This window comes from Streptomyces sp. NPDC047043 (genome assembly GCF_040644055.1).
Lineage (GTDB): Bacteria > Actinomycetota > Actinomycetes > Streptomycetales > Streptomycetaceae > Streptomyces.
Genome location: NZ_JBEYVO010000003.1, coordinates 232,084 through 246,871, shown reverse-complemented (window position 1 = coordinate 246,871; position 14,788 = coordinate 232,084). Strand labels below are relative to the sequence as shown.

General features: G+C 70.7%; 11 protein-coding genes. All 11 read left to right on the top strand.

The genetic code is table 11. The features are described from left to right. Positions 1–63: 63 nt before the first annotated feature. The 11 genes from ABZ880_RS06340 to ABZ880_RS06290 all read left to right on the top strand — a co-directional run bounded on the left by ABZ880_RS06340 (position 64) and on the right by ABZ880_RS06290 (position 14,770). Positions 64–1,275, top strand: a complete 1,212-nt coding sequence (locus ABZ880_RS06340; RefSeq protein ID WP_361257741.1) for an ROK family transcriptional regulator — start codon at positions 64–66, stop codon at positions 1,273–1,275. 86 nt (positions 1,276–1,361) lie between these two features. Beyond that, the gene (locus tag ABZ880_RS06335) at positions 1,362–2,699 is read left to right on the top strand and encodes an ABC transporter substrate-binding protein (protein WP_361257739.1); all 1,338 of its coding nucleotides are present in this window, start codon (positions 1,362–1,364) and stop codon (positions 2,697–2,699) included. Continuing rightward, positions 2,699–3,640, top strand: a complete 942-nt coding sequence (locus ABZ880_RS06330) for a sugar ABC transporter permease (protein ID WP_361257736.1) — start codon at positions 2,699–2,701, stop codon at positions 3,638–3,640. The genes ABZ880_RS06335 and ABZ880_RS06330 overlap by 1 nt, the downstream gene beginning before the upstream one ends. Before the next feature lie 2 nt (positions 3,641–3,642). Then, complete coding sequence (locus ABZ880_RS06325; protein WP_361257733.1) at positions 3,643–4,536, top strand: carbohydrate ABC transporter permease; 894 nt, start codon at positions 3,643–3,645, stop codon at positions 4,534–4,536. A gap of 6 nt (positions 4,537–4,542) precedes the next feature. Beyond that, positions 4,543–5,808: a 6-phospho-beta-glucosidase gene (locus tag ABZ880_RS06320; protein WP_361257730.1), complete on the top strand. Its 1,266-nt coding sequence runs from the start codon at positions 4,543–4,545 to the stop codon at positions 5,806–5,808. Further along, positions 5,799–6,770: a BadF/BadG/BcrA/BcrD ATPase family protein gene (locus ABZ880_RS06315; protein WP_361257727.1), complete on the top strand. Its 972-nt coding sequence runs from the start codon at positions 5,799–5,801 to the stop codon at positions 6,768–6,770. Before ABZ880_RS06320 ends, ABZ880_RS06315 begins: the two co-directional genes overlap by 10 nt. A gap of 241 nt (positions 6,771–7,011) precedes the next feature. Then, positions 7,012–8,415, top strand: a complete 1,404-nt coding sequence (locus ABZ880_RS06310; protein WP_361258183.1) for a hypothetical protein — start codon at positions 7,012–7,014, stop codon at positions 8,413–8,415. Positions 8,416–8,429: 14 nt separating this feature from the next. Further along, the gene (locus tag ABZ880_RS06305) at positions 8,430–9,503 is read left to right on the top strand and encodes a glutamate ABC transporter substrate-binding protein (protein ID WP_361257724.1); all 1,074 of its coding nucleotides are present in this window, start codon (positions 8,430–8,432) and stop codon (positions 9,501–9,503) included. Between the two features lie 73 nt (positions 9,504–9,576). Beyond that, positions 9,577–10,908: a hypothetical protein gene (locus ABZ880_RS06300; protein WP_361257721.1), complete on the top strand. Its 1,332-nt coding sequence runs from the start codon at positions 9,577–9,579 to the stop codon at positions 10,906–10,908. 22 nt (positions 10,909–10,930) lie between these two features. Next, positions 10,931–13,444: a tetratricopeptide repeat protein gene (locus ABZ880_RS06295; RefSeq protein ID WP_361257718.1), complete on the top strand. Its 2,514-nt coding sequence runs from the start codon at positions 10,931–10,933 to the stop codon at positions 13,442–13,444. Further along, positions 13,445–14,770, top strand: coding sequence for a PP2C family serine/threonine-protein phosphatase (locus ABZ880_RS06290; protein WP_361257715.1), 1,326 nt, complete (start codon positions 13,445–13,447; stop codon positions 14,768–14,770). Positions 14,771–14,788: the final 18 nt, after the last annotated feature.

Below are 14,788 nucleotides of genomic sequence, written 5' to 3'. Positions count from 1 at the left end.
CCGATGGACTTACCTCCCAGGTCACTGAGAAGCTGGGCAGTCGAAAGGCAGGTGTCGACACACATGGCAGGATCCGCCGGTACGCCGGGCACCCCGCGCGTCCTGCGCGCCATGAACGACCGCGCCGCCCTGGACCTCCTCCTGGAGCACGGGCCACTGTCCCGCACGCGGATCGGCAAGCTCACCGGCCTCTCCAAGCCGACCGCCTCCCAACTGCTCGCCCGCCTCGAAGCGGCCGGCCTCGTCCTCGCCACCGGCACCACCGAGGGACGCCCCGGCCCCAACGCCCAGCTGTACGAGGTCAATCCGGCCGCCGCGTACGCCGCCGGACTCGACGTCACCCCGGAGCGCATCCTCGCCGCCGTCGCCGACGTCACCGGCCGCACGGTGGGGTCGTTCGAGCTCCAGACCCCCGGAAGGCGGCCCACCCAGCCCGTCGTCCGGCAGGTCACCGACGCCCTCGACGGCGCCGTGAAGGCGGCGGGGCTCGCCCGCGACGACGTCCACCGCCTCGTCATCGGCACCCCCGGCGCCTTCGACCCCAACACCGGCCGGCTGCGCTACGCCTCCCACCTCCCGGGCTGGCACACCCCGACCCTCCTCGACGAACTCGCCGCCGCGCTGCCGATGCCAGTCGAGTACGAGAACGACGTCAACCTCGCCGCCGTCGCCGAACAGCGGCTCGGCGCGGCCCGCGGCCACGAGGACTTCGTGCTGCTGTGGAACGAGGGGGGCCTCGGTGCCGCCCTCGTCCTCGGCGGGCGGCTGCACCGCGGCTGGACGGGCGGCGCGGGCGAGGTGGGTTTCCTGCCGGTCCCGGGCGCACCCCTGGTCCGTCACGTCACCAAAGCCAACAGTGGTGGCTACCAGGAGCTGGCCGGCTCCCAGGCCATCCCGCACCTAGCCCGCGAACTCGGCATCGGGGAGATCCCCTCGGGCCCGTACGCGGAGGTCGCCGCCGCCCTCGTCGAACGGGCCGCCACCGAGGACACCGTCCTGAACCGGCGGCTCCTGGAGACGTACGCGACGCACCTCGCCACCGGTCTCGCCTCCCTCGTCTCCGTCCTCGACCCCGAACTCGTCGTCCTCAGCGGCAGCGCGCTCACCTCGGGCGGCGAGGTGCTGCGCACCCTCGTCCAGGCCGAGCTGGAGGAGCTGGCCGCCTCCCGTCCCCGGCTCGTGGTCGGCGACGTCCGTGAACATCCTGTGCTGCGCGGCGCGTTGGAGAGCGCGCTCGCGACCACCCGCGACGAGGTCTTCGACACCTCGCGCTGACAACCCCGTACGCACCGCGTACGGACCCCGTACTCACCCCCCGCCTTCCCTCACCATCCCCTGCCCTGTCCCTGGGAGACCCTGCCATGCCCGGAATGTCCCGGAAGGCGGCCGTCGCTCTCGCCGCGTCCGCCTCCCTCGCCCTGCTCGCCACCGCCTGTACCGGCCAGTCCTCCTCAAGCGCCGACGACGACGCGTCCAAGGACACGACCATCAACTTCTGGCACGCCTGGAGCGCGCCGAACGAAGTGAAGGCCGTCAAGTCCCTGGTCGCCGGCTTCGAGAAGGCGCACCCCAACATCCATGTGAACGTCGTCGGCAACATGACGGACGACAAGATCAACCAGGCCCTGCGGACGGGCGGCGACAAGGCGCCGGACGTCATCTCCTCCTTCACCACCAACAACGTCGGCAAGTTCTGCTCGTCCGGCGCGCTGGTCGATCTCAACCCCTTCTTCAAGAAGGCGGACATCGACCCGGAGACGACGTTCCCGAAGGCGATGAACGAGTACACCCAGTTCGACGGAAACCGCTGCTCGGTGCCGCTGCTGGGTGACGCGTACGGGCTCTACTACAACAAGACGGCGTTCGAGAAGGCGGGTATCACCAGCCCGCCGAAGACCTGGTCCGAATTCGAGGCCGACGCCAAGAAGTTGACGATCACTCAGGGCGACAGCTACAAGCAGCTCGGCTTCATGCCGGACTACCACGGCTGGGAGACGACGACCGAGCACTACTTCGGGCAGTTCTCCCCGACGTACTTCAACAAGGCCGGCAAGTCGAGCCTCGCCAGCGACCCCGCGTTCGAGGCCGGGTTCAAGCTCCAGAAGAAGCTCGTCGACGAACTCGGCGGTTTCAAGAAGCTGGAGACCTACCGCTCCAAGCTCGGTGACGAATGGGGCCCCAAGCACCCCTTCCACACCGGTCAGGTGGCCATGCAGCTGGACGGCGAATGGCGGCTGGGAATGGCCCTGGACGCCAAGCCGAAGTTCGAGATCGGCGTGGCCCCCCTGCCCGTCCCGGACGACCAGGTCAGCACGTACGGCAAGGGCTACATCACCGGCACCATCGCCGGTATCGCCGCCACCAGCCACAAGCAGAACGCGGCCTGGGAGTTCGTGAAGTACATCTCCACGGACACCGACGCGGTGGTCGGATTCTCCAACTCCATCCACAACGTGCCCTCGACGCTCGCCGCGCTGAAGTCCCCGAAGCTGAAGTACGACCCGCGCTTCAAGACGTTCCTGGAAATCGCCGCGAACCCGAACTCCACGACGTCTCCCGCCTCCATCAACGGCGGCGTGTACCTCGCGACGATCCAGAACTTCGGCTACGACTACGAGAGCGGAAAGGTCACCGACCTCAAGGCGGGCCTGAAGAAGACGGCCGCACAGATCGACACGGACATCGCACAGGCGAAGTAATGGCCACGATCACCCTGGCGTCGAAGCGCCGCAGGTCGGCGCTTCGCACCCTCGCCTTCATGTCGCCCTGGTTGATCGGCTTCGCGGTCTTCTTCGCGTACCCGCTGATCTCGACGGTCTATTTCTCCTTCATGCACTACGACGGCTTCAAACCGCCGACGTGGAGCGGAACGAAGAACTGGACGTACGTCTTCGAGCACTATCCCTTCTTCTGGCCGGCCCTGCGCAACACCCTCTGGCTGGTACTGATCATGGTGACCCTGCGGGTCGTCTTCGGCCTGGGCGTCGGCCTCCTGATCACCAAGATCAAGACGGGTACGGGAGTGTTCCGCACCCTCTTCTACCTGCCCTACCTCGCCCCGCCGGTGGCCGCGACGATGGCCTTCGCCTTCCTTCTCAACCCCGGTACGGGCCCGGTCAACTCGATCCTCGAGAAGGTCGGCATACCGGGCCCGGGCTGGTTCAACGACCCCAACTGGTCCAAGCCCGCCCTCACCCTGCTCGCCCTGTGGGGCATCGGCGACCTGATGGTCATCTTCATGGCCGCACTGCTCGACGTGCCGCAGGAGCAGTACGAGGCCGCCGAGTTGGACGGTGCGTCGGCGTGGCAGCGATTCCGGTTCGTGACCCTTCCCAACATTTCGCCGATCGTGATGTTCGCCGTGGTCACGGGCGTGATCCAGACCATGCAGTACTACACACAGCCGCTGATCGCCGGAAAGGTCGCCTCCGGCGTGATCCAGGGCGCGGGCACCCAGTTCGAGCCCGGCTATCCCGAGAAGTCGACCCTCACCCTCCCGCAGCTCGTCTACAACCTCGGCTTCCAGCGCTTCGACTACGGCTCCGCGTGTGTCGTCGCCCTGGTCCTGTTCGCCCTGTCCATGGTGTTCACCGCGTTCCTGATGCGGCGCCGGGGCGGTCTCAACCTGGCAGGTGACTGACCATGGCCCAAGTCCTGGACAAACCCGTGCAGTTGGAGGCAACGGTCTCCCCCGCCGAGCGCACGGCCCGCCGCCGGGCCGTCCTCGAGTGGGTCGCGATCCACTCCCTCGGCGTCGCGGCCGCGCTCTTCTTCGTGCTGCCCTTCGTGTTCGTGTTCCTGACCTCGCTGATGAGCGACACCCAGGCCCTCAGCCGCGACCTGATCCCGCACACCTGGGAATGGTCCAACTACAAGAAGGTCTTCGACACTCCGGGCTTTCTGACCTGGTGGAAGAACACGCTGATCTACGCGGGACTGGGAACGGTCCTCACCGTCGTGTCGTCGATCCCGGTGGCGTACGCACTCGCCAAGTTCCGCTTCCGCGGCCGCAATCTGTCGCTGATGCTGGTCATCTCGATGATGATGCTGCCGCCGCAGGTGATCATCATCCCGATGTACCTGTTCTGGGCGAAGCAGCTGGACCTGTCGGGCACGCTGTGGCCGCTGATCATCCCGATGGCGTTCGGGGACGCGTTCTCCATCTTCCTGCTGCGCCAGTTCCTGATGACCATCCCGAACGAGTACATCGACGCGGCGAAGGTCGACGGCTGCGGCGACTTCAGGACCCTGCTGAAGGTCGTCCTGCCGATGGCCAAGCCGGGTATCGCGGCCGTGGGCCTGTTCCAGTTCTTCTACGCCTGGAACGACTACTTCGGCCCGCAGATCTACGCGTCGGAGAACCCGGGCGCATGGACCCTCTCGTACGGCCTGGAGTCGTTCAAGGGCGCGCACCACACCGACTGGAACCTCACCATGGCCGCGACCGTGCTGGTCATGGCCCCCGTGATCATCGTCTTCTTCTTCGCCCAGAAGGCGTTCGTCGAGGGCGTCACGCTCACCGGAGTGAAGGGTTAACCCCGTATGAAACTCACCGTGGTCGGCGGAGGCTCGACCTACACCCCCGAACTCATCGACGGCTTCGCCCGGTTGCGCGACACCCTGCCCATCGAGGAACTGGTCCTCGTCGACCCGGCACCCGAGCGCCTGGAGCTGGTGGGCGGCCTCGCCCGCCGTATCTTCGCCAAGCAGGGGCACAGCGGCCGAGTCGTCACGACCTTCGACCTGGACGAGGGCGTCGAGGGCGCCGACGCCGTGCTGCTGCAGCTGCGCGTCGGCGGTCAGGCGGCCCGCCAGCAGGACGAGACATGGCCGCTGGAGTGCGGCTGCGTCGGCCAGGAGACGACCGGCGCGGGCGGCCTGGCGAAGGCCCTGCGCACGGTTCCGGTGGTCCTGGACATCGCGGAACGGGTCCGCCGTACGAACCCGGACGCCTGGATCATCGACTTCACCAACCCGGTCGGCATCGTCACGCGCGCGCTGCTGCAGGCGGGCCACAAGGCGGTCGGCCTGTGCAACGTGGCGATCGGCTTCCAGCGGAAGTTCGCGAACCTGCTCGGCGTCTCGCCCTCCGACGTCCACCTCGACCACGTCGGCCTCAACCACCTCACCTGGGAGACCGGCGTACGCCTGGAGGGCCCCGAGGGCGAGAACGTCCTGCCCAAGCTGCTGGCCGAGCACGGCGACACCATCGCCGCCGACCTGCACCTGCCCCGCCCGATCCTGGACCGCCTGGGCGTGGTCCCCTCCTACTACCTGCGCTACTACTACGCGCACGACGAGGTCGTACGAGAGCTGCGGACCAAGCCGTCCCGAGCCGCCGAAGTGGCCGAGATGGAACGGGAGTTGCTGAAGACGTACGCCGACCCGGAGCTCGACGAGAAGCCGGCGCTGCTCGCCAAGCGCGGCGGCGCATACTACTCGGAGGCAGCCGTGGACCTCGCTGCCTCGCTGCTCGGCGGGGGCGGGTCGCCGTACCAGGTGGTGAACGCCTACAACCGCGGCACGCTGCCCTTCCTGCCGGACGACGCGGTGATCGAGGTGCAGGCGGCGGTGGGCCCGAAGGGGCCGACCCCGCTGCCGGTGCCCGCCGTGGACCCGCTGTACGCGGGCCTGATGGCGAACGTGACGGCGTATGAGGACCTGGCCCTGGAGGCTGCCCTGCGGGGCGGACGCGACCGGGTGTTCCGGGCGCTGCTCGCGCACCCCCTCATCGGCCAGTACGAGTACGCCGACGCCCTGACCGACAAGCTGATCGCACACAACCGGGAGCATCTCGCGTGGGCATGACCGCACGTGTCCTCGCCGTCGACGCGGGCAACAGCAAGACCGACGTCGCGGTGGTGGCGGCCGACGGAACCGTCCTCGCCACGAGTCGCGGCGGCGGCTTCCGGCCGCCCGTGGTGGGCGTGGAGGCAGCGGTGGACGCCCTCGCCGAGGCGGTGGGCCGCGCCTTCGCCGCCGCCGGGGTGGAGTCCGTCGACCATGTCTCCGCCTGTCTGGCCAACGCCGACTTCCCCGTCGAGGAGGAGCAGCTGGCGGCCGCGCTGCACGCGCGCGCGTGGGGCACGACGGTGGAGGTCAGGAACGACACCTTCGCGATCCTGCGGGCCGGGATCACCGAGCCGCGCGGCGTCGCCGTGGTCTGCGGCGCCGGCATCAACTGCGTCGGCATGCGCCCCGACGGCCGCACCGCCCGCTTCCCCGCGCTCGGCCGAATCTCCGGCGACTGGGGCGGCGGTTGGGGGCTCGCGGAGGAGGCCCTGTGGCACGCGGCGCGGGCGGAGGACGGCCGCGGCGAGCCCACGGCCCTCGCCCGCACGCTCCCGGCCCACTTCGGCCACGACACCATGCTCGCCCTCATCCAGGCCCTGCACCTGGAGCAGGTGGCGCCCGCCCGCCGCCACGAGCTGACGCCGGTGCTGTTCGCCACGGCGGCCGACGGCGACCCGGTCGCCCGCGCGATCGTGGACCGCTTGGCCGACGAGGTGGTGACCATGGCGACGGTCGCACTGACCCGCCTCGGCCTGCTGGAGGAGGAGACGCCGGTGCTGCTGGGCGGGGGCGTGCTGGCGGCCTCGCATCCCCAACTCAACGACGGAATAAGGGAGTTGCTGGCCGCCCGGGCGCCGAAGGCGGTGGCCCGGGTGGTGGCGGCGAGCCCGGTGCTGGGGGCGGCGCTGCTGGGCCTGGACCGGGTGGGAGCGGAGCCGGAGGTGCACGAACGGGTACGGACGTACTTCGAGGAGTGACCTCACTGGAACCGAACTGATTCCGGCGGCGTATTCATGGGCAGGGGGTGGTGCGGGACGCTGCGTCGTGCGCCGGTCGAAACAGCAAGCGCGCTTGCGATCCGATCAAGATCCAGTTAAGGCCGGTGCGGATGTCGGTCCCGCCCGTAATACTGGCGGCGACGGATGACCATGGGGGAGGTCAACAGTGACACACCCGCCGAAGAGCAGCGCGGCGCCACCGGGATCCGGCGTGCCCACGATGCCGGCCGTTCCACCGCAGCCGGGACCGCCCGCAGCCCCCGCACCACCGGGCCCCGCAGCCGTGTCCGAGCCCGTCTCCGCGCGCCGTACCGCCTTCGCGGAGGGCGTCGACCGGCTGCGCGTGGCCGCCACCACCGAACCGGGGCGGCTGCGCATCATCGGGGCGCTCCTCGCCCTGCTGGTCGTCGCGTTCGGCGCGGTCACGGCCTGGCAGATGACCGACCGCGCCTCGGCCGCCGACGACGTGCTCAACAGCAGCCAGCCGCTCAGCTCCGACGCGGCCGACATCTACCGCTCGCTCGCCGACGCCAACACGGCCGCGGCCAGCGGCTATCTCGCGGGCCCGCAGGAGAAGCCCGCCATGCGGCAGACGTACGAGGACGACATCCGGACCGCCGCGGGCAAACTGGTCACGGCCGCCGCCAACTCCGACGCGGGATCCGACTCGGCGAAGACCATCGCCCAGCTCAACAAGCTGCTGCCGCAGTACAAGGGCCTGGTCGAGACGGCCCGGACCAACAACCGGCAGGGCTACCCGGTGGGCGGCGCCTACCTGCGGGCCGCGAACGAGCTGATGCAGGGGCAGCTGCTGCCCAAGGCCGAGGACCTGTACCAGCGGGAGAACCAGCGGCTGAACTCCGACTACGCGGACGCCAAGTCGTTCCCGTGGGCCGCGACCGGCCTCGGCCTCGTCGCGCTGGGCGGGCTGGCCTGGGCCCAGCGCCGCAACTACCAGCGCACCAACCGGGTGTTGAACCACGGCCTGGTCACCGCGTCGGCCGCCTCCGCGGTCGTCCTGCTCTGGCTCGTCGTCGGCCACACCGTCGCCCGCGCGGGACTGAACGACTCCTACGACCACGGCGTCCGCTCGCTGAACGTCCTGCACGACGCCCGCATCGCGTCCCTGACCGCCCGCAGCGACGAGAACCTCAACCTGATCCGCCGCGGCGCGGACACCACGAAGAACGCCAACGGCGACACCGTGGACGCGTACGCCGCCGGCTACGACGAGCAAATCGCCAGGCTCGCCAAGGCGCTCAACAACGCCGACGGGCTCGCCGACGACTCGGCGGGCCGGAAACCGGTACAGGTCGCCAACGAGTCCATGCAGGCCTGGAAGGACCGGCACGGCGTCGCCCAGAGCATGAACAACAGGGGCGACTACCAAAAGGCCCGTGACAAGGTCATCGGTGTCGGCGAGGACCCGACGAGCGTGTGCTTCGACAACGTCGACTCGGCGCTGAAGAAGGCTCTCGCCCATGAGCAGGACGAGTTCCACCAGGCCGCGAGCGGCGGCCTGGACGCGCTGACCGGCCTGCCGTACGGCGCCGCGGTCCTCGCCGTCCTCGGCGCGGCCGGCGCGGTGCTCGGCATCGGGCGCAGGCTTTCGGAATACCGGTGAGAGGGGGCGTGAAGATGAATGCACAACGTCCGACACATCGTCTGGCACAGCGTCTGCGGACCGGCCTGCGCGGCTGGGGCGGGGTGGGCGCGATGGCGGCCGTCTGCGCCCTCGCCGTGGCCTTCGCGCTGCTGCTGCCCCTGACCACGCGGCCGAGCGGGGCGGACGGCGCCGCGGGCAGCGGCGGCCAGGGCGTCGCCCACGCCACCCAGGCCAGGGCGGAGAAGAAGTGCGACAACGGCCTCCTTCCCCAGGACCAGAGCCTTTCGCCGTCCGGCGGCGACGGCAGCACGACGACCATCGACAAGATCAAGGCCCGCAAGGACCGGCGGCTGATCGTCGGCGTCGACACCAACAGCTACCGCTGGGGCTACCTCAACCCGAACAACGCCTCCGGTGAGCTGGAGGGCTTCGACATCGACCTCGTCCACCGGATCGCCAAGGACCTCCTCGGCGACCCGAAGGCGGTGTCGTTCAAGGCCATCCCCACCAACCAGCGCATTCCGGCGATCCAGAGCGGCGCGGTCGACATGGTGGTCCGCACCATGACGATCAACTGCGACCGACTGAACGATGTCGCCTTCTCCGCCCCCTACTTCAGCACCGGCCAGCAGGTCCTCGCGCTCAAGACCTCGACGATCACGGGGTACAACAAGACCCTCGCCGACAAGAGGATCTGCTCGGCCGACGGGTCCACGGCGCTCGACAATCTCCAGGCGGACAAGGGGTCCGGAAAGCTTCCCGCCTCCGCCGACATCAAGACCGTGGTCCCCAACCAGCTCGACTGCCTGGTGAAGTTGCAGCTCGGCGAGGTCGACGCGGTCGTGACGGACGGCGCGCTGGCCGCCAGCCAGGCCGCGCAGGACCCGACGGTCGAGCTCAAGGGCCCTCTGTTCACCGACGAGTACTACGGCGTGGCGATGAAGAAGGGCTCCGAGGATCTGATACGCCAGGTCAACCGGACCCTGCAGAACTACATCAAGGACGGCGGCTGGCAGGCGTCGTACCAGAAGTGGCTGCACCCGACCATGGACAAGGGCGACGAGAAGTCGACGTCGGCGACCCCTCCCGCAGCCCACTACAAGTGACCGACCATCAACTGACGGACGATTGACGGCACGAAACCCCACGACGGAACACGACAGCAGCGAGAGGTGATCGATGGGCGTCACGGACCCCGCCGGGCCGGTGATGGACCGGGACGAGGTGGACCGTGCGCTGGCGCGGCTCGGCGCGGAGCACGAGGCGATCGAGACCTCGCTCCTCGCCCTGCAGGACCACGCGGGCCGCAGACTCCTCGAAGGCGCCGAGCTGACCGGCATCACCAAGGAACGCTGGACGGCCGCGGAGGCCTCGATCACGCTGCTGTGGGCGTACTTCGACGCGTACACCGACGCGTTGCGCAGTGCCCGGGACATCCGTGCCCGCCGCCGCTGGTCCAGCCGCGAGGACCTGGTGGAGCTCACGGAACTGCTGCGCGGCGAGTCCGTCACGGTCGCGGGCAGTGCGACGGCCACGGCCAACGCGCCGACGCTGCACGGCGGTTCGGGCAAGCTCAGCGAGCAGTTCTCGCTGTCCGCGCTGGTCGACCGGATGAACGAGCTGTACGCGACGAGCCTGGACATGGTCGTCGCCGCCGACGCGGTCTGGTCGGCGCTGCCCGCCCGGATCGATTTACTGGCCGCGGAGCTCCAGCGCACCCGCAAGCTCGCGCACTCCGTCGGCGTGCGCCCCGGCGAGCACCCGTCGGGCGACGACCTGGAGCGCATCACGCGCACGTTGACGTCGCTGCGCGAGCAGGTGGTGTCGGATCCACTGGCGTACTGGCTTCCCTCACAAGGGAGTTCGGCCCCGGGCGGCGGCCGCCCCGACACCGCGGTGTACGACCGGGAGGCGCGCGCCCTGGAGGAGGTGCGCCGGGAGATCGACGCCGTGCTCACCGTCCGGCAGGACGCCGAGCAGCGGCTGGTGAAGCTGCGGGACGTACTCTCCCGCGCGGACCGCACCCTCGCCGAGGCGCGCACCGCGCGCGGCGAGGTCCTCGCGAAGATCGCCGCGACGGAGGTGCCGGTGGTCAGCGGCCCGCCGACGGTGCTGCAGGAGCAGCTGGCGACGGCCGCCGAGTACCGCAGACACGCCCAGTGGCACCGCCTGTCCCCGCTCCTGGAGTCCCTGGAGCAGAAGGCGGAGGACGAACTGCTGCGCGCCCGCGAGTCGCTCACCGCGGTCACCGCGCCGCTCGCGGTCCGCGCGGAGCTGCGCGGCCGTCTCGACGCGTACAAGGCGAAGGTCGCCCGGCACGGATTCGCCGAGGACTCGCTGCTGATCGAGCGGTACGACGCGGCGCGCCGGATGCTGTGGAGCGCGCCGTGCGATCTGCGCGTCGCCGAACAGGCGGTGCTGCGCTACCAGCAGGCGGCGGCCGAGGTGCTGGGCGCCCCGCGGGTGCCGGGGCAGGGCGGGCCGCAGGATCGCAGGGGGTCCGGAGCGTGAGTGACGAAGGGGGTGCAGCGAGATGAGCCAGGCACAGCAGAACTGCCAGCGGCCCGGCTGCGACGGCGCGTACGAGGACGTGGGCGGCGGCGAACTGTACTGCGACACATGCGGCCTCGCACCGGTCGTGTCGTCGAACGGCCTGGTCGGCTCGCCGGCCACCGGCATCACGGGCGGCGGCAACAACGGCTCGCGCGGCTCGTCGGGCAGCGGCAGTTCGCGCCCCAGCAGCCGCGGCAGCCGGGGCAGCTCCCGTACGTCCTCGCAGTCGTCGAAGTCGCGGCGCTCGGTGTCGGGCCGGCTCTCGCGTTCCCTGTCGGGCCGCACCTCGGGCCGTTCGGTGTCGGTGCGCAGCTCCGGCTCCAGCGCCGGGACGAGCGCCCGCGGGCGGCTGGGCGTGGGCCTGGTGCAGGTGCCGGACGTGCCGCGGCCCGACCCGCGCGCGATGGTCCTGGACAATCCGGAGGTGCCCGAGCGGAAGCGATTCTGCTCGCGCTCCGACTGCGGGGCGCCGGTGGGCCGTTCGCGCGGTGACCGTCCGGGGCGCACGGAGGGCTTCTGCACCAAGTGCGGCCACCCGTACTCCTTCGTCCCGAAGCTGAAGGCCGGCGACGTGGTGCACGGCCAGTACGAGGTCGTGGGCTGTCTGGCGCACGGCGGCCTCGGCTGGGTCTATCTCGCCGTGGACCGCGCGGTCTCCGACCGGTGGGTGGTCCTCAAGGGCCTGCTCGACACCGGGGACCAGGACGCGATGGCGGCGGCGATCTCCGAGCGGCGCTTCCTGGCCGAGATCGAGCACGCCAACATCGTGCGGATCTACAACTTCGTGGAGCACCTCGACCAGCGCACCGGCTCGCTGGACGGCTACATCGTCATGGAGTACGTCGGCGGCAAGTCGCTCAAGGAGATCGCCAACGGCCGCCGCACACCGGACGGAAAGCGCGACCCGCTGCCGGTGGAGCAGGCGTGCGCCTACGGCATCGAGGCGCTGGAGGCGCTCGGCCATCTGCACAGCCGCAACCTGCTGTACTGCGACTTCAAGGTCGACAACGCCATCCAGACCGAGGACCAGCTCAAGCTGATCGACATGGGCGCGGTGCGCAGGATGGACGACGAGGAGTCGGCCATCTACGGCACGGTGGGCTACCAGGCGCCGGAGGTCGCCGAGGTCGGCCCGTCCGTGGCGTCGGACCTGTACACGGTCGCGCGCACGCTGGCCGTCCTGACCTTCGACTTCCAGGGCTACACGAACGTCTTCGTGGACTCGCTGCCCGACCCGGACAACATCGAGGTCTTCCGCCAGTACGAGTCCTTCTACCGGCTCCTGGTGCGCGCCACCGACCCCGACCCGGCCCGCCGGTTCGCCTCCGCGCAGGAGATGGGCGAGCAGCTGACGGGCGTGCTGCGCGAGGTCGTCTCGCTGCAGTCGGGGCGGGCGCGGCCCGCGCTGTCGACGCTGTTCGGTCCCGAACTGAGGGTCACGGACACGGAGTTGTTCCCGAAGCTGGAAGGGGACGTGTCGCTGCTGGGGGCGCGGGCGGTGCAGCAGCGCAAGCCGCAGCAGCCCGAACTGCCCGCGGCGGCCGGCTCCCCCGCCCTCGTCAAGCCCGTCAACTCCCCGGCGGCGGCGCTCGCGCTGCCGGTCCCCCACGTGGACCCCGGTGACCCGAACGCCGGCTTCCTCGCGGGTCTGATGACGACGGCGCCCGCCGAACTGCTCGGCGCGCTCAATGCCGCGCCGGCCTCGTCGGTCGAGACCCGGCTCAGGAAGATCCGCGCCCTGCTGGAGAACGGCGACTCCGCGGCCGCGCTGACGTCCCTGGCCAAGCTGGAGAACGAGCAGTCCGACGACTGGCGGGTCGTCTGGTACCGGGGCGTGGCCGCCCTGGTCACCGGCGACCACGAGGGCGCCGCGCTCGCCTTCGACGCGATCTACGACGCCTTCCCCGGCGAGCCCGCCCCCAAGCTGGCGCTCGGCCTGTGCGCGGAGGTGCTGGGCCAGCTGGACAACGCCGCCGAGTACTACCGCCTGGTGTGGTCGACCGACCCGAGCTATGTGAGCGCCGCCTTCGGACTGGCCCGCGTCGAGCTCGCGGCCGGGGACCGCAGCAGCGCCGTGGGAACGCTGGAGTCGATCCCGGAGTCGTCCATCCACTACACGGCCGCGCGTGTGGCCGCCGTACGGGCGCGGCTGCGTCAACGCACGGCCACCGCCGCGGACGCGCCGTTCCTGGACGATCTGACGGCCGCCGCCCGGCAGGTCGAGGCGCTGGACTCCTACGGTCTGGACCCGGCGCGCAGAGAGCAGTTGTCGGCCGAGGTCCTCGGCTGTGCGCTGGACTGGATACTCTCCGGTGGCCAGGGTTCCGCGCCCGCCGCGCAGCGGGTGCTGCTCGGCAGCGACCTGGACGAGCGGGGACTCCGCTTCGGCCTGGAGCGTTCGTACCGCACGCTGGCCCGGCTGGCGCGAGGCGGCGAGGAGAGGATCGACCTGGTGGAACGTGCCAACCGTTACCGCCCCCGGACGTGGGTGTAGTTGATGTCGCAGATGCCCCAGTTGTCCGCCTGCCCGAGCTGCGAGGAGCCGCTCGAGTCGGGTGACCGTTTCTGCGGTGCGTGCGGATACGACCTGTCCGTGGTGCCCGCGCGGCCGGACGACCAGCCGACGATCACCCTGAACGGATCGGTGCCGGCGCCGAGCACGGACGGCACCGACTGGCCCGTCGCCCACCAGCCGGCCGGCTCCGACACCGCGGCGGCGGCCCATCTGCCGACCGACCTGCGGGGCACGGACTCGGGCGGCTCCCCGCTGCCGCCGGAGCAGCCCACGGGATCGCCGGTGTCCCCGGCCTCCGGTGTGCGTTTCGACCGGCCGCCGGAGCCCGACGAGTACCCTCTGCAGGCACCGGATCCACGCGTCGCCGAACTGGCCGCCCCCGCCGAGGAGGCCAAGCTGTGCGTGGCCTGCCGGGCCGGCCGCGTCGACAGCGACGGCTACTGCGAGAACTGCGGGCACGCCCAGCCCCGGGAGCGCGACCACATGGAACAAGAGAGCGGCCCGGTCGCCGCGGTCAGCGACCGCGGACTGCGCCACCACCGCAACGAGGACGCCTTCGGCATCGGCACCGCCACCCTGCCCGACGGCTCCCCCGCGTCCGTGGCGATCGTCTGCGACGGCGTCTCCTCGGCGACCCGGCCCGACGACGCCTCGCTCGCCGCCGCCCGCGCCGCGAACGAGTCACTGCTGGCCGCCCTGCCGCGCGGCACGCACCCGCAGCAGGCGATGCACGACGCGATCGTCGCCGCCTCGCACGCGGTCAACGCCCTGGCCGCCGAGCCCGCCACGGCCCGCGAGCACACCCCGCACCAGAACGCACCGGCCTGCACGATCGTCGGCGCGGTCGTCACGACCGGCCTGCTGATCGTCGGCTGGGTCGGCGACAGCCGCGCCTACTGGGTGCCGGTGGACCGCACATCACCCCCGGCCCGGCTCACCGAGGACGACTCGTGGGCGGCGCAGATGGTCGCCGCGGGCCTGATGAACGAGGCCGAGGCCTACGCCGACGAGCGCGCCCACGCGATCACGGGCTGGCTCGGCGCGGACGCCTACGAACTGGAGCCGCACACCGCTTCCTTCAAGCCGGACCGGCCGGGTGTAGTGGTGGTGTGCACGGACGGACTGTGGAACTACGCGGAGGCGGCCGAGGACATGGCGGAGGTCGTGCCGCTGGACGCCGCCGTACGTCCGCTGCACAGCGCGCGCGTTCTGGTCGGCCACGCCCTGGACGGCGGGGGCCACGACAACGTAACAGTGGCCGTCGTGCCGTTCCCGGCCGTCCTTCCGGGGGCAGGATCGGCCTGAGGCCGGGAACGGGGAGGC